Source organism: Sphingobium indicum BiD32, assembly GCF_000382885.1.
GTDB classification, from domain to species: domain Bacteria; phylum Pseudomonadota; class Alphaproteobacteria; order Sphingomonadales; family Sphingomonadaceae; genus Sphingobium; species Sphingobium japonicum_C.
In genome coordinates, this window is sequence record NZ_CAVK010000153.1 from 18728 (window position 1) to 44228 (window position 25501).

Annotated in this window: 39 protein-coding genes; 30 read left to right on the top strand and 9 right to left on the bottom strand. The window is 61.9% G+C overall.

Going from position 1 to position 25501, the window contains the following annotated elements:
- Positions 1-108 precede the first annotated feature (108 nt).
- From rpsJ to EBBID32_RS15825, 25 genes are all read left to right on the top strand, one after another.
- Positions 109-417: a 30S ribosomal protein S10 gene (gene rpsJ, locus EBBID32_RS15705; protein WP_006960299.1), complete on the top strand. Its 309-nt coding sequence runs from the start codon at positions 109-111 to the stop codon at positions 415-417.
- 274 nt (positions 418-691) lie between these two features.
- Positions 692-1444 carry a 50S ribosomal protein L3 gene (gene rplC, locus EBBID32_RS15710; protein ID WP_037491157.1) on the top strand — a complete coding sequence of 251 codons (753 nt, stop codon included), beginning with the start codon at positions 692-694 and terminating at the stop codon, positions 1442-1444.
- Positions 1445-1447: 3 nt separating this feature from the next.
- Entirely contained in the window at positions 1448-2071 is a 624-nt protein-coding gene (rplD, locus tag EBBID32_RS15715; protein ID WP_006960304.1) for a 50S ribosomal protein L4, read from the top strand.
- Positions 2064-2378 carry a 50S ribosomal protein L23 gene (locus EBBID32_RS15720; protein WP_006960305.1) on the top strand — a complete coding sequence of 105 codons (315 nt, stop codon included), beginning with the start codon at positions 2064-2066 and terminating at the stop codon, positions 2376-2378. The genes rplD and EBBID32_RS15720 overlap by 8 nt, the downstream gene beginning before the upstream one ends.
- A 10-nt stretch (positions 2379-2388) precedes the next feature.
- Positions 2389-3225 carry a 50S ribosomal protein L2 gene (gene rplB / locus EBBID32_RS15725; protein ID WP_006960307.1) on the top strand — a complete coding sequence of 279 codons (837 nt, stop codon included), beginning with the start codon at positions 2389-2391 and terminating at the stop codon, positions 3223-3225.
- Positions 3226-3230: 5 nt separating this feature from the next.
- The gene (gene rpsS, locus EBBID32_RS15730; protein ID WP_017184033.1) at positions 3231-3506 is read left to right on the top strand and encodes a 30S ribosomal protein S19; all 276 of its coding nucleotides are present in this window, start codon (positions 3231-3233) and stop codon (positions 3504-3506) included.
- Positions 3506-3892 carry a 50S ribosomal protein L22 gene (gene rplV, locus EBBID32_RS15735; protein WP_006960310.1) on the top strand — a complete coding sequence of 129 codons (387 nt, stop codon included), beginning with the start codon at positions 3506-3508 and terminating at the stop codon, positions 3890-3892. Before rpsS ends, rplV begins: the two co-directional genes overlap by 1 nt.
- 4 nt (positions 3893-3896) lie before the next feature.
- Positions 3897-4592, top strand: a complete 696-nt coding sequence (gene rpsC / locus EBBID32_RS15740) for a 30S ribosomal protein S3 (protein ID WP_006960312.1) — start codon at positions 3897-3899, stop codon at positions 4590-4592.
- A 21-nt stretch (positions 4593-4613) separates the two neighbouring features.
- Positions 4614-5045, top strand: coding sequence for a 50S ribosomal protein L16 (gene rplP, locus EBBID32_RS15745; protein ID WP_006960313.1), 432 nt, complete (start codon positions 4614-4616; stop codon positions 5043-5045).
- A gap of 4 nt (positions 5046-5049) precedes the next feature.
- A complete protein-coding gene (rpmC, locus tag EBBID32_RS15750; RefSeq protein ID WP_006960315.1) occupies positions 5050-5253 on the top strand; it encodes a 50S ribosomal protein L29 in 204 nt (67 codons plus the stop codon).
- Between the two features lie 12 nt (positions 5254-5265).
- Complete coding sequence (rpsQ, locus tag EBBID32_RS15755) at positions 5266-5529, top strand: 30S ribosomal protein S17 (protein ID WP_006960320.1); 264 nt, start codon at positions 5266-5268, stop codon at positions 5527-5529.
- A 164-nt stretch (positions 5530-5693) separates the two neighbouring features.
- Positions 5694-6062: a 50S ribosomal protein L14 gene (gene rplN, locus EBBID32_RS15760; RefSeq protein ID WP_006960322.1), complete on the top strand. Its 369-nt coding sequence runs from the start codon at positions 5694-5696 to the stop codon at positions 6060-6062.
- Positions 6062-6373 carry a 50S ribosomal protein L24 gene (rplX, locus tag EBBID32_RS15765; RefSeq protein WP_006960324.1) on the top strand — a complete coding sequence of 104 codons (312 nt, stop codon included), beginning with the start codon at positions 6062-6064 and terminating at the stop codon, positions 6371-6373. The genes rplN and rplX overlap by 1 nt, the downstream gene beginning before the upstream one ends.
- Positions 6373-6948 (top strand): 50S ribosomal protein L5, encoded by a 576-nt coding sequence (gene rplE / locus EBBID32_RS15770; RefSeq protein ID WP_006960326.1) that lies wholly within the window; start codon positions 6373-6375, stop codon positions 6946-6948. Before rplX ends, rplE begins: the two co-directional genes overlap by 1 nt.
- 50 nt (positions 6949-6998) lie before the next feature.
- Complete coding sequence (gene rpsN / locus EBBID32_RS15775; RefSeq protein WP_006960327.1) at positions 6999-7304, top strand: 30S ribosomal protein S14; 306 nt, start codon at positions 6999-7001, stop codon at positions 7302-7304.
- 12 nt (positions 7305-7316) lie between these two features.
- Entirely contained in the window at positions 7317-7712 is a 396-nt protein-coding gene (gene rpsH, locus EBBID32_RS15780; protein ID WP_006960330.1) for a 30S ribosomal protein S8, read from the top strand.
- A complete protein-coding gene (gene rplF / locus EBBID32_RS15785) occupies positions 7712-8245 on the top strand; it encodes a 50S ribosomal protein L6 (RefSeq protein ID WP_006960332.1) in 534 nt (177 codons plus the stop codon). Before rpsH ends, rplF begins: the two co-directional genes overlap by 1 nt.
- A 1-nt stretch (position 8246) precedes the next feature.
- Positions 8247-8612, top strand: a complete 366-nt coding sequence (gene rplR, locus EBBID32_RS15790) for a 50S ribosomal protein L18 (RefSeq protein WP_006960334.1) — start codon at positions 8247-8249, stop codon at positions 8610-8612.
- A gap of 2 nt (positions 8613-8614) precedes the next feature.
- Positions 8615-9343, top strand: coding sequence for a 30S ribosomal protein S5 (gene rpsE / locus EBBID32_RS15795; protein ID WP_006960336.1), 729 nt, complete (start codon positions 8615-8617; stop codon positions 9341-9343).
- 5 nt (positions 9344-9348) lie between these two features.
- On the top strand, positions 9349-9528 hold the full coding sequence (gene rpmD, locus EBBID32_RS15800; RefSeq protein ID WP_006960339.1) for a 50S ribosomal protein L30: 180 nt from the start codon (positions 9349-9351) through the stop codon (positions 9526-9528).
- Between the two features lie 135 nt (positions 9529-9663).
- Positions 9664-10197 (top strand): 50S ribosomal protein L15, encoded by a 534-nt coding sequence (gene rplO, locus EBBID32_RS15805; protein WP_037491168.1) that lies wholly within the window; start codon positions 9664-9666, stop codon positions 10195-10197.
- Between the two features lie 195 nt (positions 10198-10392).
- Positions 10393-11757 carry a preprotein translocase subunit SecY gene (gene secY / locus EBBID32_RS15810; protein WP_006960343.1) on the top strand — a complete coding sequence of 455 codons (1365 nt, stop codon included), beginning with the start codon at positions 10393-10395 and terminating at the stop codon, positions 11755-11757.
- Positions 11758-11803: 46 nt separating this feature from the next.
- The gene (locus EBBID32_RS15815; RefSeq protein WP_006960345.1) at positions 11804-12460 is read left to right on the top strand and encodes an adenylate kinase; all 657 of its coding nucleotides are present in this window, start codon (positions 11804-11806) and stop codon (positions 12458-12460) included.
- A 37-nt stretch (positions 12461-12497) separates the two neighbouring features.
- On the top strand, positions 12498-13031 hold the full coding sequence (locus EBBID32_RS15820; RefSeq protein ID WP_006960347.1) for an SRPBCC family protein: 534 nt from the start codon (positions 12498-12500) through the stop codon (positions 13029-13031).
- Between the two features lie 110 nt (positions 13032-13141).
- The gene (locus EBBID32_RS15825) at positions 13142-14173 is read left to right on the top strand and encodes an acyltransferase family protein (RefSeq protein WP_006960349.1); all 1032 of its coding nucleotides are present in this window, start codon (positions 13142-13144) and stop codon (positions 14171-14173) included.
- A 42-nt stretch (positions 14174-14215) separates the two neighbouring features.
- Here the strand turns inward: EBBID32_RS15825 and EBBID32_RS15830 are convergent, their stop codons facing one another.
- The gene (locus tag EBBID32_RS15830) at positions 14216-14986 is read right to left on the bottom strand and encodes a CsgG/HfaB family protein (RefSeq protein WP_037491171.1); all 771 of its coding nucleotides are present in this window, start codon (positions 14984-14986) and stop codon (positions 14216-14218) included.
- Between the two features lie 183 nt (positions 14987-15169).
- Here EBBID32_RS15830 and lepA point away from each other — a divergent pair, with 183 nt between their 5' ends.
- From lepA to EBBID32_RS24625, 3 genes are all read left to right on the top strand, one after another.
- Positions 15170-16978 carry a translation elongation factor 4 gene (gene lepA, locus EBBID32_RS15835; RefSeq protein ID WP_006960356.1) on the top strand — a complete coding sequence of 603 codons (1809 nt, stop codon included), beginning with the start codon at positions 15170-15172 and terminating at the stop codon, positions 16976-16978.
- A 71-nt stretch (positions 16979-17049) separates the two neighbouring features.
- Positions 17050-17451: a hypothetical protein gene (locus EBBID32_RS15840; protein WP_006960358.1), complete on the top strand. Its 402-nt coding sequence runs from the start codon at positions 17050-17052 to the stop codon at positions 17449-17451.
- 212 nt (positions 17452-17663) lie between these two features.
- Positions 17664-17903, top strand: coding sequence for a hypothetical protein (locus EBBID32_RS24625; RefSeq protein WP_037491175.1), 240 nt, complete (start codon positions 17664-17666; stop codon positions 17901-17903).
- A gap of 220 nt (positions 17904-18123) precedes the next feature.
- On the opposite strand, the gene EBBID32_RS24190 is transcribed toward EBBID32_RS24625, so the two are convergent.
- The 5 genes from EBBID32_RS24190 to EBBID32_RS15870 form a co-directional block, all read right to left on the bottom strand.
- Positions 18124-18378 carry a hypothetical protein gene (locus EBBID32_RS24190; protein ID WP_156022590.1) on the bottom strand — a complete coding sequence of 85 codons (255 nt, stop codon included), beginning with the start codon at positions 18376-18378 and terminating at the stop codon, positions 18124-18126.
- A 596-nt stretch (positions 18379-18974) separates the two neighbouring features.
- Positions 18975-19517 (bottom strand): rRNA large subunit pseudouridine synthase E, encoded by a 543-nt coding sequence (locus EBBID32_RS15855; protein ID WP_006960361.1) that lies wholly within the window; start codon positions 19515-19517, stop codon positions 18975-18977.
- A gap of 3 nt (positions 19518-19520) precedes the next feature.
- On the bottom strand, positions 19521-20657 hold the full coding sequence (locus tag EBBID32_RS15860) for a ribosomal protein uL16 3-hydroxylase (protein WP_006960363.1): 1137 nt from the start codon (positions 20655-20657) through the stop codon (positions 19521-19523).
- 189 nt (positions 20658-20846) lie between these two features.
- The gene (locus EBBID32_RS15865) at positions 20847-21530 is read right to left on the bottom strand and encodes a hypothetical protein (RefSeq protein ID WP_006960365.1); all 684 of its coding nucleotides are present in this window, start codon (positions 21528-21530) and stop codon (positions 20847-20849) included.
- A gap of 162 nt (positions 21531-21692) precedes the next feature.
- Positions 21693-22079 carry a PH domain-containing protein gene (locus tag EBBID32_RS15870; protein WP_006960367.1) on the bottom strand — a complete coding sequence of 129 codons (387 nt, stop codon included), beginning with the start codon at positions 22077-22079 and terminating at the stop codon, positions 21693-21695.
- A 145-nt stretch (positions 22080-22224) separates the two neighbouring features.
- Between EBBID32_RS15870 and EBBID32_RS15875 the strand changes: the two genes are divergently transcribed.
- Both EBBID32_RS15875 and EBBID32_RS15880 read left to right on the top strand, forming a co-directional pair.
- Positions 22225-22779: a hypothetical protein gene (locus EBBID32_RS15875; protein ID WP_006960369.1), complete on the top strand. Its 555-nt coding sequence runs from the start codon at positions 22225-22227 to the stop codon at positions 22777-22779.
- 105 nt (positions 22780-22884) lie between these two features.
- A complete protein-coding gene (locus tag EBBID32_RS15880; protein WP_006960371.1) occupies positions 22885-23610 on the top strand; it encodes a hypothetical protein in 726 nt (241 codons plus the stop codon).
- Positions 23611-23632: 22 nt separating this feature from the next.
- Here the strand turns inward: EBBID32_RS15880 and EBBID32_RS15885 are convergent, their stop codons facing one another.
- The 3 genes from EBBID32_RS15885 to EBBID32_RS15900 form a co-directional block, all read right to left on the bottom strand.
- Positions 23633-23968 carry a type II toxin-antitoxin system PemK/MazF family toxin gene (locus tag EBBID32_RS15885; RefSeq protein ID WP_006960373.1) on the bottom strand — a complete coding sequence of 112 codons (336 nt, stop codon included), beginning with the start codon at positions 23966-23968 and terminating at the stop codon, positions 23633-23635.
- A complete protein-coding gene (locus EBBID32_RS15890) occupies positions 23962-24219 on the bottom strand; it encodes an AbrB/MazE/SpoVT family DNA-binding domain-containing protein (RefSeq protein WP_006960375.1) in 258 nt (85 codons plus the stop codon). The genes EBBID32_RS15885 and EBBID32_RS15890 overlap by 7 nt, the downstream gene beginning before the upstream one ends.
- A gap of 734 nt (positions 24220-24953) precedes the next feature.
- Positions 24954-25307 carry a hypothetical protein gene (locus EBBID32_RS15900; RefSeq protein ID WP_006960379.1) on the bottom strand — a complete coding sequence of 118 codons (354 nt, stop codon included), beginning with the start codon at positions 25305-25307 and terminating at the stop codon, positions 24954-24956.
- Positions 25308-25501 lie beyond the last annotated feature (194 nt).

The following is a 25501-nucleotide window of genomic DNA, read 5'->3' on the forward strand; positions in this document are numbered from 1 at the left end:
TCGCGCGGCTCGGATTTTAACCGCCTCGGACCGATCCTCGCCGGCTTTGCGCTAGAGGGTCTAATCGGGGCGGTTTGTTTTTTGGCTCTTTCGCATCGGTAGTAGGACATGGACAGCAACATCCGCATTCGCCTTAAGGCGTTCGATCATCGCGTGCTCGATCAGGCGACCGGCGACATCGCCGACACCGCCCGCCGCACCGGCGCCCTCATTCGCGGCCCCATTCCCCTGCCGACGCGCATCGAAAAGTTCACGGTCAACCGTGGCCCGCACGTCGACAAGAAGTCGCGCGAACAGTTTGAAGTCCGCACCTACAAGCGTATGCTTGACATTGTGCAGCCTACGCCGCAGACGGTCGACGCGCTGATGAAGCTGGACCTGGCTGCCGGCGTGAACGTCGAGATCAAGCTGGCCTGAGCCGGCAAGTCCCTGCTGACCGAAAGGTGAGCAGGGTATCGGGTATTTCGCCCCCTCTTTCTAGGGAAGGGCGGAAGCTCAAACGACACAAGGGATACCGCGCGGCTTTGGCCGTGGCCCTGGTCCCCCGTCGCTGTTCCCGAATAGGGGGTGGCATCCAACCCAGACGGGGTGATCTACAAGCAAAGGGTTGGCCGCGAAGGAGAGATCCTGAGCGGTTTTTTTCGTTGGATACGCCCGCTGATAAGGCGGGCCTCTATTGGGAGTATGGATCATGCGCACTGGCGTGATCGCGAAGAAAGTCGGGATGACCCGCCTGTTCCAAGAGGACGGGCGTCACGTTCCGGTTACGGTTCTGGCCCTTGAAGGCAACCAGGTCGTAGCTCGGAAGGATGTGGACAGCGACGGCTATGTAGCCGTGCAGCTGGGTGCCGGCGTCGCGAAAGTTAAGAATGTCGCCAAGCCGCAGCGCGGTCACTTCGCCAAGGCGGAAGTGGAGCCTAAGGCACGTCTGGTCGAATTCCGTGTCGCCGAGGATGCACTTCTCGATGTCGGCGCAGAAATCGCCGCTGACCATTTCATCGCCGGCCAGCTGGTCGACGTGGCCGGTCACACCCAGGGTAAGGGCTTTGCCGGCGCCATGAAGCGTTGGGGCTTCGGCGGTATGCGCGCCACCCACGGTGTGTCGATCAGTCACCGTGCCCATGGTTCGACGGGTAATCGCCAGGATCCGGGCCGCGTCTTCAAGAACAAGAAGATGGCCGGTCACATGGGCGATCGTGAACGCACCCAGCAGAATCTGGAAATCGTGCGTACCGACGTCGAGCGCGGTCTGATTTTCGTCAAGGGCAGCGTTCCGGGTGCCAAGGGCACCTGGCTCACCGTCAAGGACGCGGTCAAGGTCGCTCGTCCGGCGGATGCACCCTATCCCGCCAGCCTGAAAAAGGCTGACAATAGCAATGGCGCTGCGAACACCCCGGCTGAAGAAGCCGTGGTGAGCGACGTCACCGAAGGCCAGGAGGGCTAAACCATGAAGGTCAAGGTACAGACCCTCGACGCAGCAGAAGCTGGCGATCTGGAGCTGAACGATGCCGTTTTCGGTGTCGAGCCCCGCGCTGACATCCTGCATCGCGTCGTCACCTGGCAGCTCGAAAAGCGTCGCGGCACCGCCCGCGGCACTCGTGAGCGTAGCGATGTTGCCCGCACCGGCAAGAAGTTCGGCCGTCAGAAAGGTGGCGGCACCGCCCGTCACGGCGATCGCCGCGCGCCGGTGTTCATTGGCGGTGGTAAGGCCCACGGTGCCCGCGTCCGTGACTTCAATCCCTCGCTGAACAAGAAGGTTCGCGCGCTGGGTCTGAAGATGGCGCTGTCGTCGAAGGCAAAGGCCGGAACGTTGACGATCATCGACAGCCTGGATGTTGCCGACGGCAAGACCAAGGCGCTGGTCGCCAGCCTCGCCAAGCTGAACCTCACCAAGGTGCTGTTCATCGACGGCGACGCTGTGAACATCAGCTTTGCCAAGGCATCGGCCAACATCATCGGCGTGGACCTGCTCCCTGCCGTTGGCGCCAATGTCTATGACATCCTGAAAGCCGACTCGCTGGTGCTTACGCGCGCTGCGGTCGAAAAGCTGGAGGCCCGTTTCAATGGCTAAAAAGCAAGCCGGAACCGTCGACAACCGTCATTATGACGTCGTCGTCGCGCCGCACATCACCGAGAAGTCGACGCTCCTGAGCGAAAACAACGCCGTGGTTTTCAAGGTCGCCAACACCGCGACCAAGCCGGAAATCAAGGCGGCTGTCGAAGCGCTGTTCGGCGTGACCGTGAAAGCGGTCAACACGCTGGTGCAGAAGGGCAAGACCAAGCGCTGGAAGGGCAAGCCCTACAAGCGTTCGGACGTCAAGAAGGCGATCGTGACGCTGGCCGAAGGCCAGTCCATCGACGTCACCACCGGTATCTGAGGCGCGGACCATGGCACTCAAGCACTATAACCCGACCAGCCCCGCCCAGCGCGGCCTGATCCTGGTCGACAAGTCGAGCCTGCACAAAGGAAAGCCCGTCAAGGCGCTGACCGAAGGCAAGCGCAAGACCGGTGGCCGCAACAACAAGGGGCATGTGACCTCGCGCGGTATCGGCGGCGGGCACAAGCAGCGCTATCGTATCATCGACTTCAAGCGTCGCTTGTGGGACGTTGAAGGTACGGTCGAGCGTCTGGAATATGACCCCAACCGCACCGCGTTCATCGCGCTGGTCAACTATCCCGACGGCACCCAGGCCTATATTCTGGCGCCGCAGCGTCTGGCCCCTGGTGACAAGGTCGTCGCGGGCAAGAAGACCGACGTGAAGCCGGGCAATGCGATGGAACTGGGTCAGATGCCGGTTGGCACGATCATCCACAACATCGAAATGAAGCCAGGCAAGGGTGGTCAGCTCTGCCGTTCGGCAGGCACCTACGCCCAGCTCGTCGGTCGTGACCGCGGCATGGTCATGGTTCGCCTGTCTTCGGGTGAACAGCGCTACATTCGTTCCGATTGCATGGGCACCGTTGGTGCCGTCAGCAACCCGGACAATGGCAATACCAACCTCGCCAAGGCAGGCCGCAACCGTTGGAAGGGCATCCGTCCTCTGACCCGCGGTGTTGCCAAGAACCCGGTCGATCACCCGCATGGTGGTGGTGAAGGCCGGACCTCTGGCGGCCGTCATCCGGTCACGCCTTGGGGCAAGCCGACCAAGGGTGCGCGCACCCGCCACAACAAGGCCACGGACAAGATGATTATCCGTAGCCGCCACGCGAAGAAGAAGAGGTAAGCGAGATGGCTCGTTCCGTCTGGAAAGGTCCGTTCGTGGACCTCAGCCTTCTGAAGAAGGCGGAAGCCGCGCAGGACGCGGGTGGCCGTGCGCCGATCAAGACCTGGTCGCGCCGTTCCACCATCCTGCCGCAGTTCGTTGGTCTGACGTTCAACGTCTATAACGGCCGCAAGCATGTTCCGGTCTCCGTGAACGAGGAAATGGTGGGTCACAAGCTGGGCGAATTCGCTCCGACCCGCTTCTTCCCCGGCCATGCTGCCGACAAGAAGGGCAAGCGCTAATGAGCAAGGAAAAAGCTCCGCGTCGCGTCGCCGACAATGAAGCGCTGGCCGTTGGCACGCAGATCCGTGGTTCGGCCCAGAAGCTGAACTTGGTCGCCACGCTCATCCGCGGCCGCAAGGTCGAGGACGCGCTGAACATCCTCGCCTTCTCCAAGAAGGCGATGGCGGTCGACGTGCGCAAGGTGCTGGCTTCGGCCATCGCCAATGCCGAAAACAACCACAATCTGGACGTCGACGCGCTGGTCGTCGCGGAAGCATCGGTAGGCAAGGCGTTCACGCTCAAGCGCTTCCATGCCCGTGGCCGCGGCAAGTCGACCCGGATCCTCAAGCCTTACAGCCGCGTGCGTATCGTCGTGCGTGAAGCTGGCGAAGAAGCGGAGGCGTAAGCACATGGGTCACAAGAGCAATCCGATCGGTCTGCGTCTCCAGATCAACCGTACCTGGGACAGCCGCTGGTTCGCCGAGGGAGCCGACTATGGTCGTCTCCTGCTGGAAGATCTCAAGATCCGCCAGTTCATCTTCAAGAACATGCCGCAGGCTGCGATCTCCAAGGTCGTGATCGAGCGTCCCGCCAAGCTGTGCCGCGTGTCGATCTATGCCGCCCGTCCGGGTGTCATCATCGGCAAGAAGGGTGCAGACATTGAAAAGCTTCGCAAGAAGCTGGGTGCGCTGACCTCGTCGGACGTGTCGCTGAACATTGTCGAAATCCGCAAGCCGGAAGTTGACAGTCGTCTCGTTGCGCAGGGCATTGCCGACCAGCTGGAACGCCGCGTGGCATTCCGCCGGGCGATGAAGCGGGCGGTTCAGTCGGCGCTGCGTCTGGGTGCCGAAGGCATCAAGATCACCTGTGGCGGCCGTCTGGGCGGCGCGGAAATCGCGCGCGTCGAATGGTATCGCGAAGGCCGCGTTCCGCTGCACACGCTGCGTGCGAACGTCGACTATGCCGAAGCCACGGCTCATACCGCCTATGGCGTGTGCGGGATCAAGGTGTGGATCTTCAAGGGCGAGATTCTCGGCCATGATCCGTTCGCGACCGACCGGCTCATGCTGGAGGCTCAGACCTCCGGCGTGCGTCCGGCGCGCTGATTTTGAATAGGGTATAGCGTCATGCTGCAACCGAAGAAAATGAAGTTCCGCAAGACCTTCAAGGGCCGGATCAAGGGCGATGCGAAGGGCGGCACTGCGCTGAACTTCGGCGCCTACGGCCTGAAGGCCATGGAGCCGGAACGGATCACCGCGCGCCAGATCGAAGCGGCCCGCCGTGCGATCACCCGTCACATCCGCCGCCAGGGTCGTCTGTGGATCCGCGTGTTCCCCGACGTTCCGGTGACGAAGAAGCCGGCCGAAGTCCGTCAGGGCAAGGGCAAGGGTTCGGTCGAATATTGGGCGGCTCGCGTTGCCCCCGGCCGCATCCTGTTCGAGCTGGACGGCGTGCCCGGTCCGCTCGCAGCCGAGGCTTTTTCGCGTGCCGCGATGAAGCTGCCGATCAAGACGAAGGTTGTCGCCCGCCTCGGCGACACCTCGCATCTGGAGGGCTAAGGTCATGGCGAAAGTTGCTGATCTCAAGACCAAAACGGACGACGAGCTGTCGACCGAGTTGAACAACCTGAAGCGCGAGCAGTTCAACCTGCGTTTCCAGGCGGCGACCAACCAGCTGGAAAAACCCAGCCGGGTCAAGGAAGTCCGCCGGTCGATCGCGCAGATCAAGACCCTGCAGACGGAGCGTAACAGCTCCGCTGCCAAGTAAAGGAACCACACGATGCCCAAGCGCGTGCTGACGGGAACTGTGGTTTCCGACAAGACCGACAAGACGGTGGTCGTTCGCGTGGAGCGCAAGGTAAAGCACGCGCTCTACGGCAAGATCATCCGCCGCTCGAAGAAATATCATGCCCATGACGAGGGCAATGTCTACAAGGAAGGCGAGACGGTCCGCATCGAGGAGACCGCCCCGATTTCCAAGCTCAAGACCTGGAAGGTCATCGAGCGTGTGGACACCCACAAGTCGCCGGAAACGGCGGCCTGAGGGACAGCTCACCGACTCTTTGGGTCTAATTGCGACGCGGGGCTGGCCTTTTCGTTCAGAAGGGGTTACAGGCCCGCGCTTCGCGTATGACTCCAAGGGTCCAGGCACGAAATTCGGAACCGCCGGAATTTTTTCGGTAGGCCAAATAAGAAGGAACCGGATCCATGATCCAGATGCAATCCAATCTTGACGTCGCGGACAACAGCGGCGCCAAGCGCGTCCAGTGCATCAAGGTGCTGGGCGGGTCGAAGCGGCGCTTCGCGGGCGTTGGCGACATCATCGTCGTCTCCGTCAAGGAAGCGGCTCCGCGCGGCAAGGTCAAGAAGGGCGACGTCCACCGCGCCGTCATCGTGCGTACCGCCAAGGACATTCGTCGTGCCGATGGCTCGGTGATCCGTTTCGACGGTAACGCCGCTGTGCTGATCAACAAGAACGAGGAGCCGATCGGCACCCGTATCTTTGGCCCCGTGGTTCGTGAACTGCGTGCCAAGAAGCACATGAAGATCATCAGCCTAGCCCCTGAGGTGCTGTAATGAGCGCTGCTAAGATCAAGAAGGGCGACAAGATTGTCGTCCTGGCTGGCAAGGACAAGGGCCGTACCGGCGCTGTCTTGGCTGTGATGCCCAAGGACGACAAGGTTCTTGTCGAAGGCATCAACGTGCATGTGAAGCATCGCAAGCCCGACCAGTCGAACCCGCAGGGCGGCATCGAGCGCAAGGCTGCGCCGCTCCACATCTCGAACGTGGCGGTCGCCGACAAGGACGGCAAGCCGACCCGCGTTCGTTTCGAGGAGCGCGACGGCAAGAAGGTTCGCGTCGCCGTCAAGTCCGGTGAGGTGCTGTAATGGCCGACATTTATATTCCGCGTTCCAAAGCGCTCTATGACGCCGAAATCGCCAAAGCGATGACCGAGAAATTCGGTTACAAGAACGTCATGGAAGTCCCCAAGATCGAAAAGATCACGCTCAACATGGGTGTGGGCGAAGCGACCCAGGACAAGAAGAAGGTCACCCAGGCCGCCGAGGAAATGGAACTGATCGCTGGCCAGAAGCCGGTCATCACCAAGGCGAAGAAGTCGATCGCGCAGTTCAAGCTGCGTGAGGGGATGCCGATCGGTGCCAAGGTCACGCTGCGCCGTGAGCGCATGTATGAATTCCTGGATCGTCTGATCAACATCGCGCTCCCGCGCGTGCGCGATTTCCGTGGTCTGAACCCCAAGAGCTTTGACGGCCGTGGCAACTATGCCTTCGGCATCAAGGAACAGATCATCTTCCCGGAGATCAGCTATGACCGCGTCGACAAGGTGCGCGGCATGGACATCATCGTGACCACCACCGCGAAGACGGATGACGAGGCGCGCGAGCTGCTGCGCCTGTTCGGTTTCCCCTTCCCGCAGGAAGAAGAGAAGCAGGCGGCTTAATCGGCCCCGCTTCTCTCCCAACGCATTAGCTAAGGAAGAGAACTTAAGTCATGGCGAAACTGAGTTCGATCAACAAGAATGAACGTCGCAAGAAGCTGGTCAAGAAATATGCCGGCCGTTATGCGAAGCTCAAGGCGATCGCGAATGATAACAGTGCAGACGATAGTGATCGTTTGATCGCGCGTCTGAAGATGGCGGAAATTCCCCGCAACGGTAACCCCACTCGCGTGCGTAATCGCTGCGAGCTGACCGGTCGCCCGCGCGCTTATTACCGCAAATTCCGGCTCTGCCGTATTCAGCTGCGTGATCTGGCCAACAAAGGCCTCATCCCCGGCGTCACCAAGTCGAGCTGGTAAGGATATCATCTCATGGCATTGACCGATCCCCTGGGTGATATGCTCACCCGCATCCGCAACGGGCAGCAGGCGAAGAAGGACAGCGTTATGTCCCCTGCGTCCAAGCTGCGCGCCCGCGTTCTCGACGTGCTTCAGCGCGAAGGCTATATCCGTGGTTATTCCGAGGAAGCCCTCGGCGCCCATCCCGGCCTGCGTATCGAGCTGAAATATTTTGAAGGCCAGCCGGCCATCAAGCATGTCGCTCGCGTGTCCAAGCCTGGCCGCCGCGTCTATTCAGGTTCCAAGGAACTGCCGGTAGTGCGCAATGGCCTGGGCATCACCATTGTCTCGACGCCCAAGGGTGTTCTGTCCGACGCGGAAGCGCGCGAGCAGAATGTCGGCGGCGAAGTGCTGGCGGAGGTGTTCTAATGAGCCGCATCGGTAAAAAACCGGTCGCGATCCCCGCTGGGGTGACCGCGACCATCGAGGGCGGGCAGCTCTCGGTGAAGGGTCCCAAGGGCACCCTCGCCATGCCGCTGCGCGACGAGATCAGCTACACGTTGGAAAATGACGGCATTTCGGTGCAGCCTGCCAACAAGACCAAGTCGGCTCGCGCCTTCTGGGGTATGCAGCGCACGCTCGTCCAGAACCTGATCACCGGCGTGACTGAAGGCTTCACCAAGAAGCTGCTGATCACCGGCGTCGGCTACCGCGCCAACTCGCAGGGCAAGAACCTGAAGTTGCAGCTCGGTTACAGCCACGACGTCGATTACGCGATCCCCGAAGGGATCGAGATCAAGACCCCGGATAACACCACGGTTGAGATCATCGGCATCGACAAGCAGAAGGTCGGACAGGTTGCGGCCGAGATCCGTCGCTGGCGTAAGCCCGAACCCTATAAGGGCAAGGGCATCAAGTACGACGGCGAATTCATCTTCCGCAAGGAAGGGAAGAAGAAGTAAGATGGCAAAGCTTTCCCTCTTCGAGCGGCGTCGTCGCCGCGTTCGCACCGCCCTCAAGGCGCGGTCGGGTGACCGTCCCCGCCTGTCCATCCATCGTACCGGTCGGCACATCTATGCCCAGGTTATCGACGACGCGGCGGGCACCACCGTCGCTGCCGCTTCGACCCTGGACAAGGACACCGGTTCCAAGGCGCTCGGCAAGACCGGCGCGACCTCGGAAGCGGCTGCCGACGTTGGCAAGCGCGTGGCGGAAGCCGCGACCAAGGCCGGCGTGACCCGCGTCGTGTTCGATCGCGGCGGTTTCCTTTTCCATGGCCGCGTCAAGGCGCTGGCCGATGCGGCCCGTGAAGCCGGGCTGGAGTTCTGAGCATGGCTGACGAAAACACCATTGAAGTCGCTGCGCCCGTCGACGGTGCAGAAGCTGCACCGGCCGAAGGTCGCGGTCCTGGCCGTGGCGGCCGTGGCAACCGTGGCGGTGGCGGCGGTGATCGCAACCGTGGCGATCGCGGCGGCCGTGGCCGTCGTGACGATCGTCGTGGCGGCAATCGCGACGAAGATCAGGGCGAAGAACTGATCGAGAAGCTGGTTCACATCAACCGCGTCAGCAAGACCGTCAAGGGCGGCAAGCGCTTCGGTTTCGCCGCTCTGGTCGTCGTTGGCGACGGCAAGGGTCGTGCTGGCTTTGGCCATGGCAAGGCGCGCGAAGTGCCTGAAGCGATCAGCAAGGCGACTGCCGCTGCCAAGAAGGCAATGGTTCGCGTTCCGCTCAAGGAAGGCCGCACGCTGCATCATGATGGCCTCGGTCATTTCGGTGCGGGCAAGGTGACGGTCCGTTCGGCACCTGCCGGTACGGGTATCATCGCCGGTGGTCCGATGCGCGCCGTGTTCGAGAGCCTGGGCGTGGCGGACGTCGTGACCAAGTCCAACGGCACGTCGAACCCCTATAACATGATCCGGGCGACCTTTGCGGCGCTGGGCGAGCAGACCAGCCCCAAGTCGGTGGCGCAGCGTCGCGGCAAGAAGGTCGCTGACCTGCTTCGTCGCGGTGGTGCCTCGGTCGAGTTGGCGGCTGCCGACGCCGAAGCGATTGCGGAGTAAGCGATATGGCCAAGATCAAGATCAAGCAGATCGGTTCACCGATCCGCCGTCCCGCCGACCAGAAGAAGATTCTGATCGGCCTGGGCCTGGGCAAGATGCACCGCGTGGTGGAACTGGAAGACACGGCGGAAGTCCGCGGTGCCATCCGTAAGCTGCCCCACATGGTGCAGGTGGTCGAAGGCTAAAGCCCTTCGATCCGACGAAATGAAGCGGGAGAGGGGGAAACCCCTCTTTCGTTTTTTCTAAAGCTGGGCTATCGGCCCGGCCTCTTTGGTCCCCGCATGGGGACAGCGCGAACATAGCGAAAGCGAGTGCACGATATGAAACTCAATGACATCCGTGACAATGATGGCGCCCGCAAGGGCCGTATGCGCGTCGGACGCGGCATCGGTTCGGGCAAGGGCAAGACCGCCGGTCGCGGCCAGAAGGGCGCCAAGGCACGTTCGGGCGTCGCCATCAACGGGTTCGAGGGTGGCCAGATGCCGCTCCACATGCGCATCCCGAAGCGCGGCTTCAACAACATCTTCGCCAGCGACTATGCGATCGTGAACCTGGGCGCGGTGCAGAAGGCGATCGATGCTGGCAAGCTGGACGCCAATGCGACCATCGACCATGCCGCGCTGAAGGCAGCGTCGCTTGCCCGTGGCGGCAAGGATGGCGTCCGTCTGCTCGCCAAGGGCGAACTGACCGCCAAGGCCAGTTTCCTGGTTGCCGGTGCGTCCAAGGGCGCGCTGGAAGCGGTTGAAAAGGCCGGTGGCAAGGTCGAGGTGATCGAAGTGGTCGCCGCAGCCGACAAGGCGAAGGCCAAGAAGGGCACGGCGCTCGCCGCTGCCAAGGCTGCCCGGAAGGCCTAAACCGCCGTCCCAGACTTGCATGTATGGCCCCGCTGCCCGATATGGGTTGGCGGGGCTATGCGTATCTGGGGGGAGGCTATTTGTCGCTTGCGCGGCAACTCCCCGTTCGACACGGCTAACCCGTCCCGCTAAGGGATGAGCGATTCCGCACCGGGGCCAGGCGCTCCGGCACGCATGATTTGAAGGGCAGCCACCATGGCATCGAGAGCCGACCAGCTCGCATCCAATCTCAGCCTCGCGAAATTCAGCCAGGCGACCGACCTTAAGAAGCGCCTGTGGTTTACGCTGGGCGCGCTGATCGTGTTCCGTTTCCTCAGCTTCGTGCCGCTGCCCGGCGTCGATCCGACTGCCCTGTCGCAGCTCTATAGCCAGACGCAGGGCGGCATCCTCGACATCTTCAACACCTTTTCGGGTGGCAGCCTTTCCCGCATGAGCCTGATCGCGCTCGGCGTCATGCCCTACATCACCGCCTCGATCGTGGTGCAGCTGGGCGCGTCGCTGTCGCCCAAGCTGGCGGCGATCAAGAAGGAAGGGGAGAGCGGTCGCAAGAAGCTCAACCAATATACCCGTTATGGCACGGTCGGCCTGACCGCGGTGCAGGGCTATTTCATTGCCGTCGGGCTGGAAGGCTTTGGCGCGCAATCGGGCGTGGCCGCTGTCATCGAACCGGGCATGTTGTTCCGCCTGACCGCGGTCGTCTCGCTGATCGGCGGCACCATGTTCCTGATGTGGCTGGGTGAACAGATCACCTCGCGCGGGATCGGCAACGGCGTGTCGCTCATCATCATGGCAGGCATCGTTGCCCAGCTGCCGGTGACGCTCAGCAATCTGTTCAAGTCGGGCAGCGAAGGCACGATCTCTGGCCTGCTGATCTTCCTGGTCATGGTGATGGCGGTCGGCCTGGTCCTTCTGATCTGTTTCATGGAGCGCGCCCAGCGCCGTGTGCTGATCCAATATCCCAAGCGCCAGACGCGCCAGGGTCTGATGCAGGCGGACCGCAGCCACTTGCCGCTCAAGGTCAATACCGCAGGCGTGATTCCGCCGATCTTCGCCAGTTCGCTGTTGCTGATGCCGCTCACCATCTCGCAGTTTGCGGGTCAGACCGTGGCGGGTGAGAGCAGGCTCGGCGATTTCGTGCTGACGCTGAACCAATATCTGTCGCACGGTAGCCCGGTTTACATGGCGCTCTATGGCCTTGGCATCGTATTTTTCTGCTTCTTCTACACCGCCGTGGTGTTCAACCCGGAAGAGACGGCCGACAATCTCAAGCGCAATGGCGGCTTCATCCCCGGCATCCGTCCGGGCAAGAATACCGAAAATTACTTGGATTATGTGCTGACACGCATCACGGTGATTGGCGCGGCCTATCTGGCGTTCATCTGTCTGGTGCCGGAATTCGCCATCGCACGGGCGGGAATTCCATTCTACCTTGGTGGGACTAGCCTGTTGATCGTTGTCAATGTTACGGTCGACACCGTGACCCAGATTCAAAGCCATCTGCTCGCTCATCAATATGGTGATCTGATCAAGAAGGCGAAGCTGAAAGGCCGTATGCGCTGATCGGCGCAAAACGGCTCAGGGCGCACAACAGGGGAGAATGCGCGCAATGAACATCATATTGCTTGGCCCTCCGGGCGCTGGCAAGGGAACGCAGGCCAGCCGTCTGGTGGAAAGCCGGGGCATGGTCCAGCTGTCGACCGGCGACATGCTGCGCGCCGCGGTAAAGGCAGGTACGCCCGTTGGGCTACAGGCCAAGGCGCTCATGGAGGCAGGTGCTCTTGTGCCTGACGAAGTCGTCTCCGGCATCATTGGCGAGGCGCTCGACGCGCTGGCACCCGACACCGGCGTCATCTTCGATGGCTATCCCCGGACGGAGGCACAGGCTCACTCGCTCGACGCGATTCTGGAACAGCGCAGCCGGTCGCTCGACCATGTCGTCGAACTGGAAGTCAATGAAGATGCGCTCGTCGAACGCATCACTGGCCGTTTCACCTGCGCCAGCTGCGGTGAGGGTTATCACGACATATTCAAGGCACCCAAGGCCGAGGGTGTCTGTGACAAGTGCGGTGGCACCGAATTCAAGCGTCGTCCCGACGACAATGAAGAAACAGTGCGCACCCGCATGACCGAATATCGTGCCAAGACCGCACCGATCCTGCCGATCTACGAAGCGCGGGGCATCGTATCACGGGTCGATGGCATGGCGGACATGGACGATGTGAGCGTTGCGATCGCCGCTATCTTGGACGGCGACGCCACCTGAGCTACACTGCCTTCCTGACGCAAAGGGGGAGGGCATTATGCGCATGATCGGGTTATTGGCATGGGCTGGCGCGGCGATGGCTGCGCCGGCCCATGCTGCCGTTACGGCGACCAGCGATATCGGTTTTGCGACACAAAGCAGCGTCGAGATCGCAGCGGAGCCTGGCGCGGTCTATGCGTTGCTGGCGGTGCCCGGCCGCTGGTGGGATGACAGTCACACCTATAGCGGGGATTCGGCCAATATGACGCTGGATCCGCGCGCTGGCGGCTGTTTCTGCGAAACCATCCCCGATCCGTCCGGCAAGCCCGGCAGTATCGAACATGGCCGTGTCATCTACGCCGTGCCGGGCAAGCAGTTGCGCCTGTCGGCGGCGCTGGGACCGCTCCAGAGCGAAGGTGTCGTCGGCACGCTCGATTTTTCGATCCAGCCAAAGGGCAAGGGGGTCCAGGTCACCATGACCTATATCGTGGGTGGCTATCTGCGCGGCGGCCCCGCCGCGATCGCGCCCATCGTCGATCAGGTACTGAACGCGCAATTGCAGGGTCTGAAGCGGGCTGGCGAGGCGCACTGACCGTCCGGCTGATGCGATCTGGCAAGGGACCAGCAACAAAAGAGGGTTAAGACGCGATAGTTAACCACGATGTTAACTGATTTATTGCTCATGTGTTGCTATGGCGTGCCATGGCCGGATCGCCTTCTCCCCATGCTCGCCTGACCGAGCTGGACGCCCTGCGCGGCATCGGGGCGCTGTGCGTGCTGATCTTCCACTATTCCACCCGCTTCCATGAGCTGTTTCCGCAGGCCAGCCATGTGCCTTTCAGCTTCCCCGGCGGAAACTACCGGGTGCTGCTGTTCTTCACCATTTCGGGCTTTGCGATCTTTTTCACGCTCGACCGGATCGGATCGGTCGCGGATTTCATCGTCAACCGCTTCGCGCGTCTTTATCCCGCCTATCTGGTGGCGATGCTGATGACGCTGGGCATCGAATATCTCGCCCAAGCGACCCAGTTGCTGGTGGGGCCGGTCGCGATCCTTGCCAATTTCACCATGTTGCAGGGTTTCGCCTTCATGCCCGAAGTGGATGGCGCTTACTGGACGTTGACGGTGGAGATCGGCTTTTATGTCTGCATGATCGCACTGTGGCGGTTCGCGGGTCTCAAGCGTCTTGAACCTGTCCTGGCGGCGTGGCTGGCAGTGCGCTGGCTCTATTTTGTCTGGCCCGACATGCCCGAACGCATCATCATGCTGCTGGTGCTTCGCTATCTGCCCTTCTTCGTCATCGGGATGCTGTCCTATCGTGTCTGGGCCGGACGGCGCAGCTGGCGGCAGCAGGCGCCCTATATGCTCCTGGCGCTGGCATCGGTGGCGACGATCGAGACATGGGACGTCACCATCGTAGCGTGCGTCCTGATCGCGGCCTTCGCGGCGCTGATTGCAGGGCGACTGAGTTTCCTGAGTCAGCGCCCGCTCGTCTGGCTGGGCGGGATCAGCTATTCCTTTTACCTCATCCACCAGCATGTTGGCTTCGTTGTCATGCTGGAGGTTGCCAAGGCAGGCTATAGCCCATGGGTCGGCTTTTTCGCCGCCTTCGCCGTGGCGCTGCTGCTGGGGACGGCGATCAACCGCGTGGTCGAACGACCCGCTGGCGAGGCGATATTGGCCTGGTGGAAACGCCGTCGCGGGCGGGCAGCCGTCGCCATCGCCCCGGCATGACAAAGGGCGCAACCGGATAGACTGGTCGCGCCCTTCTGGATGTTACTTGGCGACCGGCGCTGCCGCCGCTGCATTTTCAGGCAGGCCGCCCATCTGCGTCACCATCTTGGTATAGGCGTCCAGATAGGCCAGCACGATCACCTGGCCGATGTCGGTATTCTGGTAACCGCCGCCGCCGACTGCGGCCAGACCACCCATCCAGCCAAGACCGCCACCGCCGCCAAAGCTCAGGTCCGATTTGCGGAAATAGCCTTCCGCCATCACTTCCTCTTCGGTCGTGCGGGCATTGACGACCGACAGCATGACATTGGCCTCGCTCTTCTTGATCGAGATGCCGCCGAGCAGTGCGCCGCCGATCCGGCCGCCGAGCATCCCGCCCAGCATCCCGCCAAAGGCATTGCCGCCGCTATTCTTGTTGGTGGTCACGATGTCGGGCTGGATGAAATAGTCCGCAGCCTTGACTTGGCCCTTGCCCAGATTGCTGCCAGACTGCAATTCACCCGAATCCGCCATTGCCCGTTCGAGGTTGCGACTGGCCATCGATCGGCCGCGATTGACCAGACCGAAACAGCCAGATTGCTGCACGAACAGCTTGATGATCGCTTCCGGGCTGCCCAGGCTCAGTTCGCGCCACCACTGATTGTCCGGCTCGACAATCGCGACGGTGCCGAGGCGTTTGGTGCAGCGGGGAATTTCCATCTGCTTTTTCGTCTGGGCCTGACGACCGGACGATCCCTTGTCGGCGGCCATGGCTTGCGGCGCAACCAGCGCCAGACAGAGCGCCGCTGCTGTCACCCTCTTATATACACGCATTTTCAAGAACCCCGTTTGCTGCTTGATCTGAATTTGTGCGCGCCCCGATATTTTGGCTGATCATATCATAGCGCCGTCAGGCTTCCAAGCGGAGCGGGGCGGGGTGACGGCCATTGTCATCTTATCCGGCGGGCCATTCGCGATCCTGCTGACAGGGCCGATGACACCTGCTATCGGCGCGCAATGACGCAGCTTAGCCACATCCGTAACTTTTCGATCATCGCCCATATCGACCATGGCAAGTCCACGCTGGCGGACCGCCTGATCCAGCGGACCGGCGGCCTGACCGACCGTGAGATGAGCGCCCAAGTCCTTGATAATATGGACATTGAGAAGGAGCGCGGGATCACGATCAAGGCGCAGACGGTGCGGCTCGACTATGTCGCGAAAGACGGCCAGACCTATGAACTGAATCTGATGGACACGCCGGGGCATGTCGACTTCGCCTATGAAGTCAGCCGCTCCCTTGCCGCGTGCGAGGGCGCGCTGCTGGTCGTGGACGCGGCGCAGGGCGTGGAAGCGCAGACTCTGGCGAATGTTTACCAGTCGATCGAGCATGATCATGAGATCGTGCCGGTCCTGAACAAGATCGACCTGCCCGCCGCCGAGCCCGAAAAGGTGCGCAAGGAAATCGAGGATGTCATCGGCCTCGACGCATCCGAAGCGGTGCTGGCCAGCGCCAAATCGGGCATCGGCATCGACGAGATACTCGAAGCCATCGTCAAGAAAATCCCGCCGCCCAAGGGCGACCGTGACGCGCCGCTGGAAGCGATGCTGGTGGACAGCTGGTACGACCCCTATCTGGGCGTCGTCATTCTGGTCCGCGTGGTCAATGGCGTCATCAAGAAAGGCCAGGCGATCAAGTTCATGATCGGCGGCACCGAACATCTGATCGACCGGGTGGGCTGTATGCGCCCCAAGATCGAGGCGCTGCCCGAACTGGCGGCGGGCGAGATCGGCTTCATCACCGCGCAGATCAAGGATATCACCGAAACCCGCGTCGGCGACACCATCACCACGGTGAAAAATGGCGCGGCGAAACCGCTGCCGGGCTTCAAGGAAGTGCAGCCGGTGGTGTTTTGCGGCCTGTTTCCGGTCGACGCCAATGATTTCGACAAGCTGCGCGACTCCATCAGCAAGCTGCGCCTGAACGATGCCAGCTTCTCCTTCGAGATGGAAAGCAGCGCGGCGCTGGGCTTCGGCTTCCGCTGCGGTTTCCTGGGGCTGCTCCATCTGGAGATCATTCAGGAGCGGCTGACCCGCGAATATGATCTGGACCTGATCACCACCGCGCCGTCGGTAGTGTACAAGATTCAGCTGACCTATGGCGCGGGCGAGATCGATCTGCACAACCCGGCCGACATGCCCGACCCGACCAAGATCGACGAGATTGAGGAACCGTGGATCGAGGCGATCATCTATTGCCCCGACGAATATCTGGGTTCCATCCTGAAACTGTGTCAGGACCGGCGCGGCATCCAGAAGAACCTCACCTATGTCGGCGGCCGTGCGCAGGTGACGTACGAACTGCCGCTCAACGAAGTGGTGTTCGATTTCTACGACCGGTTGAAGTCGATCAGCCGGGGCTATGCCAGTTTCGACTATCACCAGATCGGCTATCGCGAGGGCGACCTGGTCAAGATGAGCATCATGGTCAACAGCGAGCCGGTCGATGCGCTCAGCATGATCGTCCATCGCGGCACCGCCGAATCGCGCGGGCGCGGCATGTGCGAGCGCCTCAAAGACCTGATCCCCCGCCACCTGTTCAAAATCCCGATCCAGGCGGCGATCGGCGGCAAGGTGATCGCGCGTGAGACGATCGCGGCGATGCGCAAGGACGTGACCGCCAAATGCTATGGCGGCGACATCAGCCGCAAGAAGAAGCTGCTCGACAAGCAGAAGGAAGGCAAGAAGCGGATGCGCGAATATGGATCGGTCCAGATTCCGCAGGAAGCCTTCATCGCCGCGCTGCGCATGGGCGACGAGAACTGATCGACGCGCACGCCGCCCTGACCGGCCAACTGGTTCGGATCGAGCGGGCGGCGGCGTTTCTGGCCAATGGCATGTCGCTGGGCCTGTGTCCTGATGCGGCGACGCAGCGGCGCGGCGCGATGCCCGCCAAGCTGATCGGCAACGGGTTGCGCGAACTCGACCTGTTCCTGACCGACCTGATCGTCGAGGCGCAGCGGATCGACCGGCTGGGCGCGGGCGCAGGCGCGGACCCCGGCGTGCATCCGGGGCGACGGATTTTCAGCGCGGCGGAGGCATGGCGGCGGGCAGGCAAGCAGTTGGGGCTGGCAGGCGCCGAGCGCGGGCGGCTGCGCGCGATGCGCGCGGCGCAGAACCGGCATTGCTATGGCGGCCTGCGCGACGGCGATGGCGGCGCGGCGATGCAGGCCGCCTGCGCCGACTATGCGCGGCTGGCGGGCGATGTGCTGGCGGCGGTGCGGGGGAGGATGGGGTAGGGGCGGGGCGAGAGTGCGCCATTTGTCGCCGTCCAACGGGTGATTTCTGTTTCCTGAAAGCGGTCATTCGTTCAGGTTTAGGCGTTAGAAAAGCAGACGGTCGGCCGTCGACCAGAATCTGCCCCCCGATAGCTCCATTTTCGATATCAATAGCGGCCATTGCGGCATAAGATGGCGGCGCTCATCCCGGTGGAGACTAAAGGAGAATCGGATTGGACAAAGATGACAACTGGGGCTTGAGCAAGCCGACTTTTAAAATAGCCTCTGCGATCGCAAGTGTTATCATATTGCCAGTCATTGTCGGATCGCTTTATTGGATCATCTCTAATGACCCACCCGCGTTGCGCTATATGGCAGTAATTAGGATAGCGATTATTGCAACCTTGCCGGGCATAGTGCTTGTAGGAATGATAGTCGGCAAATTCGCAATCGAGCAGCATCGCCGTTTCTGAAAAGGCCATCAGTAATGGTGTTGCCGAGCGGCATCGTAAGCTTGCGACGGTAGCAAAAGCCGCCAGTCCGCTCTCCACCCTCAGCGCCGTTCTCGCGTTCGGTTTCATGCGGATATAGACCGGACCGGCAGCACCGGCGCGACTTGCCACGCCTTTGACCCGGCCAAATCGCCGAGATGGGTGGGAAGCGGACTGGCGGCTTTGCGGCGGCTCCGAGCGGTTAGCTGCCGCTCTTTCGATAATATCGCCAGCGGTTGAAGGTTTGGAACAAGCCCCCCGAAATGAGAAGAACTGATAGAATGAAGGCTCCAGCGAAAATGGAAGAGACTGCCATCGCAACGATGTTTTCGATCGGCATATCCGATCCGTCGCCAGTCGGCTTTGGCAGTGACATCATCGTCATGAAGAGCAACGGTGTGGCGCAGAGTAGCGCTAGGCCAATACCTAATCGTCGTTTTGGTTCAGCAATTCGCATACGGTTATCCACTCGAAGAACGATAGCGACCGTTGGAATTAGGAATGCTAGGAAAACATAATCTTTGGGAGCCATACGCCACCTTACTTTGGAAAATCAGCGTCCGCTAGTGAGGATCATTTTACAAAAACTGAGGGTCAGGTAGTGGTCGGTATCGGCAGTCAGTTGATGACAGGCCGCTTTGCCCCCCACTTACCTTCCAAACAACGCTTTTGTTCGCACAGCCCGCTCTTGATAACCTCTGTTTTGACGAAGCGGACGCGTTCGGATGGGGCGTTGGGATCAAACTCTACCCAAAGCCGACCAGCGTCCGGAGGCAGTGTAGCATCTTGACGAACGAAAGCCTTTAATTCGGGATCGGTAAGTATCATCCCGTTCCACGTTATCGATCCAGCGCTACTCACTTGCACGAGGTTACCACCTCGAAAACCGGTGTCCGGACCCAGCGGTATGTCCTGGGCATCCAGTCCATCACATCCGTTTAACGCGATCGCTAGGAACATGAGGATGATGCGCATTGGGATACGATACTGTGACGTCGGCATGTCCGCTATATGGAACGATTTAACTTCCGGAAATAGTCGTTTGCGCCCCCCTCACCCAACCTCGCGCCATTCCGCCGGCTGCACCCCTTCCAGCGTCCATTCGCCAATCGCCCAGCGCACCAGTCGCAACGTGGGATGCCCCACCGCTGCCGTCATGCGGCGCACCTGCCGGTTCTTGCCCTCCCTTATCGTCAGGCTGATCCAGCAATCGGCCACGGTCTTGCGGAAACGCACCGGCGGGTCGCGGGGCCATAGCGCCGGATCGTCGATCCGTTCGACCTCGGCGGGCAAGGTCCGTCCGTCCTTCAACGTCACCCCGCGCCGCAGCGCGTCGAGCGCCGCCTCGTCCGGCTCACCTTCCACCTGCGCCAGATAGGTTTTGGGCATTTTGAACCGGGGATCGGCGATCCGCGCCTGCAAGCGGCCATCGTCGGTCAGCAGCAGCAGCCCTTCGCTGTCCGTGTCCAGCCGCCCGGCAGGATAGACGCCCGGCACATCGACAAAATCCTTGAGCGTCTGCCGCTCCGGCCCATTGGCTTCGGGGGTGAACTGGCACAGGACGTTGAAGGGTTTATTGAACACTATCAGCGTCATGGCCTAAATCTCTTCCTCAAATGCCAGGCTGCCCTGATTGACCAGCGCGGTGAGCAGGGCAAGCCCGGCATCGGACGGATCGACCGTCACATGATCCTGCGCGCAAATCGTCTCGGCAATCGCCACCATGTCGCCCTCACAATCGAAAGATTCGCCATCGACGAACAGCAGCAGCCCGTCCCCCTGCCGCACGAAGGAAAAGCGGCTCGCCGGATTGCGGCACAGCGCCGCCCCCTGCGCCAGCATCGCGGCGACATCGCCCGCTTCCATCGGCTCTTCGGGGCGCCAGTCGGTATCGGGATATTTGGGGCTACTGCTATACTGGCCGAACCAGCGGGCAAAGGCGTCGCGATCGGCGAGCGCCTCTGTCACCAGCCCGTGCAGCCGGTCGATCGCAGCGGGGGCGATCTCGCCCGGATTGGCCTGCCGCGCCAGATCGGGGTCGGCGTAGCGATCCTCGTCCGGCATCGCGTCCACCAGCGTCTCGGACCAATGTTCGACCAGCTCGGCCCGCGACGGCGCACGGAACCCCACCGAATAGGTCATGCAATCATCGCCCACCGCCACGCCATGATGCGCGACGCGCGGCGGCACATAGAGAATGTCGCCCGGTTCCAGTATCCATTCCTGAACGGCCACGAAATCGGCCAGCAGGCGCAGATCGTCATGCGGCAAAAGCGGCGTTGTGGAATCGCACAGGCCGCCCACCTGCCAGCGACGGCGGCCCAGCCCCTGCACCAGAAACACATCATATTGGTCGAAATGCGCGCCCACCCCGCCGCCATCGGTCGCGTAGCTGACCATGACATCGTCGATCCGCCAGTTGGGGACGAAACGGAACGGGTCGATCAGCGCCGCGACCTGCGGCACATGATGGTCCACCGCCTGCACCAGCAATGTCCAGGGCCGCGCGCCCAGCTGGCCAAAGCGGGTTTCGGGCAGGGGACCATTCTCCATCGCCAGCCGATCATCGCCCTGCGTGATCAGCCGCGATTCCACGCCCTCCTCGCACGCCAGCCCCGCCAGCTCGTCTGGCTCCAGCGGATTGCGCCACTCCCCCCACGGATTGCGGATCAAGAGCGGCTTCTTCTGCCAATAGTCGCGCAGGAACAGGGCGGGATCGAAATGGGAAAGCTGCATGGAGCATGCCCTGCCCGCTGGGCGCTGGCCTGTCAAAGCGCGTTTCCTGATACTCCCCTTTAAAGGGAGGTGTCGGGCCGCAGGCCAGACGGAGGGGTGTCACCCTATCGAGAGGGCGACACCCCTCCGCCAGCACTTCGTGCTGCCACCTCCCCTGCAAGGGGAGGATTTATCAGCACCGCCGCCCCCCTACATCTCCAGCCCGATCAGCGTCCCGCTGCCGATGCGGTCGACATAGCGTTTGCCGTCGATTTCCAGCCAGTCGGGCGTCACTTCCAGCCGCCGTCCGCGGATGGTGGTGCGCAGATGTTCCACCGCGATCCGGTTGCGCGCGACGATGCGCAGCACCGCCAGCCCATCGCCCCGCGCCGCCATCATCGAATAGCGGTCGCCGCGCAGCAGGAAGTGCCAGCTGCCATTGGTGGGCAACCATTCATTGCCGTCGATCACCTGCACCGGCTCGCCATCGGGCGCGCCCAGCCGCACGCTGATCCGCGTCGCGCCATTGGTGCGGCGGGGCGGGGCAAAGATCAGGATCGGCTCGCCATCCAGCGTGATCGGGATCGGCGTGTCGCGCAACAAGCGCGATCCGCCGACGATCAGCTGCGGCAGCTCGGCGGAAAAAGGGAGCCGGTCGCGCGCGAAATGGCGCTGGCGCACCACCGGATTGGCGTGGAAACTCTGCACCTGCGTCGCGGTCAGCCGCCCTTCCTCGACCAGCCCGTGGCAGGTCGGGCACAGCAAAGTCGCGCCATTGCTGTCGGGCAGGCCCAGATAGCGATAGATGGTCACCCCGCACCGCACACAGGCAAAGCCGCAGGCTTGCCTTATGTCCGCGCGCTGCTCGGCCGTCAGTTCCGTCAATGACGGCATCACTCGCAAGCCCATGCAGACGACCCCTTGTCCGCGCCGCACCACATCATGCGGCCCGGCGTTGCTGTTTCTGGCGTCCTCTGCGGCTGGGAACTCTGCCGGTCCCCCCAACTGCTATCGTTGAAATATATGCGTCAAAGTCAAGGGGTAGCGTGAAGCAACCTATCTCTGTGGCAACAGATCCAGGTTACGCGCGGCGGCAATGGCGCGGATACGGCCGGGTCGCGGCATATTCTTGATCGCGATTTCGGCGACATCGCCCGCACTGAACAGCTCGACATGGCCAACGTCGAAGATGCGCTGCCCCAGGCTTTGCGTGATCCGCACGCTGCGGATGCTCGACAGGGCAACCTCGGTGCGCTGCTTGGCCAGCAGCCCCCGCTCCATCAGCACCTCCCGCTCGCTCAGCGCCAGCCGCTCGCCCTTGTGCATCACCCACCACACGCCGATCGCCAGGATGCCCACCACCGACACGAGCAACAGCGTGAACAGCACGGGATGCGCCCGGAACATCGCGGGATGCTCATCATATAACCAGCCCTCGCTCATGCCGTCTCCTGCGTCGGGAACGCGCCGGTTTGATCATGCCCCTGCGCCATCGTCAAGCCGCCGATCCCCTGACCTGCGCCGCTTTGGTTAACGAAATATTTGCGAAAGATCGGCTAACTATACGCAGAATAGTGGAAAACCGATCATGGCACGTAATCTCTACGACCTGGGCGATCGCACACCCGACCCATCGGGCAGCTGGTTGCATGATACGCAGGAAAGCCGCACGCGCATCGTGCCGGTGGGCATCATCGTCGTGGCGCTGCTGATCGCGGGCGTCGCCATATTGCTGTTCAAGGATATATTGCCCGCCCCCGGCGGCGGCAAGGTCGCCGGTCCCATGACGATTTCCGAACGCTTTTCCATCTGCGACGACATGACCGGCGAAGCCTGCATCCTGTCGGCGGGCAGCTACGCCTATAAGGGCCAGCGCTATCGCGTGGCCGACATCAGCGTCCCCGGCCAGACCGACGCCAAATGCCCGGCCGAAGCCGAACTGGCGCAGCAGGGCCGCACCGCGCTGGCCGCGATGATGAACGGCGGCGCGTTCGACGCCCGGCCCGATCCGGTCGATCCCGATCCGTCGGCCAGATTGCTGGTACGCGATGGCGTGTCGCTCGGCCAGCTGATGATCCTCAAGGGCCATGCCCAGCCCTGGTCGCCAAAGCCGATCAACTGGTGCGCGGGCGAGGAGCGCTGAGAATCTGGCTCGAAATGCGTGCAAGAGCGCATTTCGGTTGCCGCACCGGCCCTCAGGCCAAAAATCACTGTCCTACATATAACCATATGGGTTATATGGCGCGCCATGACCAGCCGCTCCCTACCCCGCACAAAGGTGCAGCCCGTCCATCTGGACTTCACCCCCATTCCCCGCCGCTATCGCCATGATGGCTGGACGCCGGAGCGCCAGCGCGCCTTCATCGCCGCGCTCGCGGAAACCGGATCGGTCAAGCACGCCGCCCAGCGCATCGGCATGTCGATCGACGGCGCCTATCAGTTGCGACGGCAAAAGGGCGCCGACAGCTTCGCCGCCGCCTGGCACGCCGCGCTGGATCAGGGTGTGCAGCGGCTGGAGGATATCGCGCTCGAACGCGCCATCCACGGCATCGAAGTGCCGGTCTACAGCTATGGCAAGCTGGTCGGCACCCGCCGCGTCTTTAACGACCGGCTGCTCATGTTCCTGCTGCGCAACCGCGCCCATGATCGCTATCCCGAAGGCGCGATCCGCGGTGCCTCCCGCCCGGCGGATATCGAAGCGCTCAAGCTGGAATGGAAGCGAGAGCAGATGCGGCCGGGCGGCGAAGTTGATCTGGAAGTCAGGGAGTTCGTGAAAGAAGTCGAGCAACTCCGCGCCGAACAGGAAGCCAGGGAAGAAGCCAACCGCCGCAACCCGCGCGGCCGCATCACCATCGAAGGCGACGAACGCGAAGCCTTCGACCGCTGGCGCGCCCTGACCCAGGGCATCCCCCTGCCAGCCCCGGAAGTCGATGCGCGCGACCATCGCGACGGGCCGCAGGCGCGGACTTTGTGAGGAAGGCCGCGGCGAACCGTCGTCAAGCCGCGAACATCTGCCCCAATATCCGAAAAAGCGTTGCGCCGGTCGCCGCATCGACCCAGCCCAGCCGCTTCACCAGCCGCCCCTTGTCCACCGTCCGCATCTGATCGGGCAGGATCAGACCATCCTTGCCATTGAACCGCAATGGCACCCGGAACGGCGCGGGGCGACTGCCCGTCGTCATCGGCGCCACGATCACCGTGCGCAAATGCGCGTTCAACTCGTCGGGCGACACGATCACGCAGGGGCGGGTTTTCTGGATTTCGCTCCCCACCGTCGGGTCCAGCGCCGCCAGCCATATCTCGCCCCGTACCATTGCCGGGGCCGTCACCATGTCAGGTCCGCATCCCCCTCGACAGCGAAACCGGCCCAGTCCTGCGCTTCGGCATCCCTGTCCGCGCCGATCGCCTGCGCCGCCCCGGCCCAGCCCGCCCGCGGCTCCAGCGCCACCGGCGTCGCCACGATCCGCCCATCCTCGGCCCGAATATCCAGCGCCTGCCCGGTCGTCAGCCCCATCTCCCCCAGCAACGCCTTGGGCAGGATGATCCCCGCACTATTACCCATTTTCCGCACAACCGTCTGCATGTCTCGCTCCTTTGCGGGCGGGGATAGCCCATGACATAGCCCAATCCCCCACCGTCATGCTGAACGTGTTTCAGCATCCATCCCCCGTCACGCCCAGCGGCCTGATCTGGGAACATGGAACCTGACACGACAGCCAGCGCGGCTAAGCGCGTTCAGGGTGGCGGTGAGGAGAGGGCATTGTTTCACAGTTGGCCCCTACTCGCTGATGAGACGTACCATAAGCGATATGTTATTACAATGTTATAACGGTTGCCTGGGTTGCGCAGCTTGGGTACAAAATCGGCCGATTTCGGAATGTCGGCTTACCGGCGGGTAAGAGAAGATAGCCGCCGGTCCTCTTTAGGGCAGGCGACACTATCGTGGGCGGAAATAGCTGCCTGTCGCCCATCGACCATTTGCGGAACTCTGATCGGTAGGATAGCTTGTCAACATGCGGACTGTCTGGACTGATAAATACGCTGTCAAAGTATGGCTGCCATCGGGCCTTGGCATCGGCTATTTGGCCCTCTGGCTTGCCGACGACCGCCACCCTTGGGATATGTTGGCATTTGGGTGTATGTTGCTAATTGTCGGGATCAAAGGCGCTTATAACCGTTGGCAGAAGCCCTAAAGACCTCCGTGATCTGGGTCTGGTATCGACCAGGTTTGGGAAACTCGGTCACGTCATCATTGCGCCTGAAACCCGCCGCTCATTCAGATCGCAAGGCGAAGGCTGCACGACCGATTATTTGTGGTTAGCTGCCGTTGGCGAGGTGCGGGTAATACGCCCTGTAATCCGGGTGTTCGGCGAAAAAGGCGGCGAAGTTCTCCCCGTCCTTAAAGAACATCGTCAACTGCTTGCCAATCTCAGGGTCAGTCCAATCCTCAATGGCAATCGAGGCATCCAGAAAGTCGTGCTGATCGGCGGTAGCGGCTAATACGAGGCCCCTATCGCCTACATAATCGCCCTCAACCACGTTTGCGTGCGCACTGGACGCATAGTCGCTGGTCGGCGAGAAAGGCCCGAAGGCGACGCCCATCGGCGGGTCCAGATGCTTTATGGTGGCAGTGCCGACGAGCGTCTCACCTTCAAATACTTGGATCTGCATAAGGCAGGCTCTCACGCTGATTGAATGTCCGCAAGTGGGCGATTGTTGCCGAATGATTTTTTCCGCGCAACGTCAGCTTTCGCCAATCATCTCCCCGAAAGCCGCCTGTCCGCATCCCACCCAAATTAGCCAGAAACTATCGTCCGTGAAAGGTAGGGGATTTTTTGTAGCGCGTGTCCCCCCTCCCGCAGGCG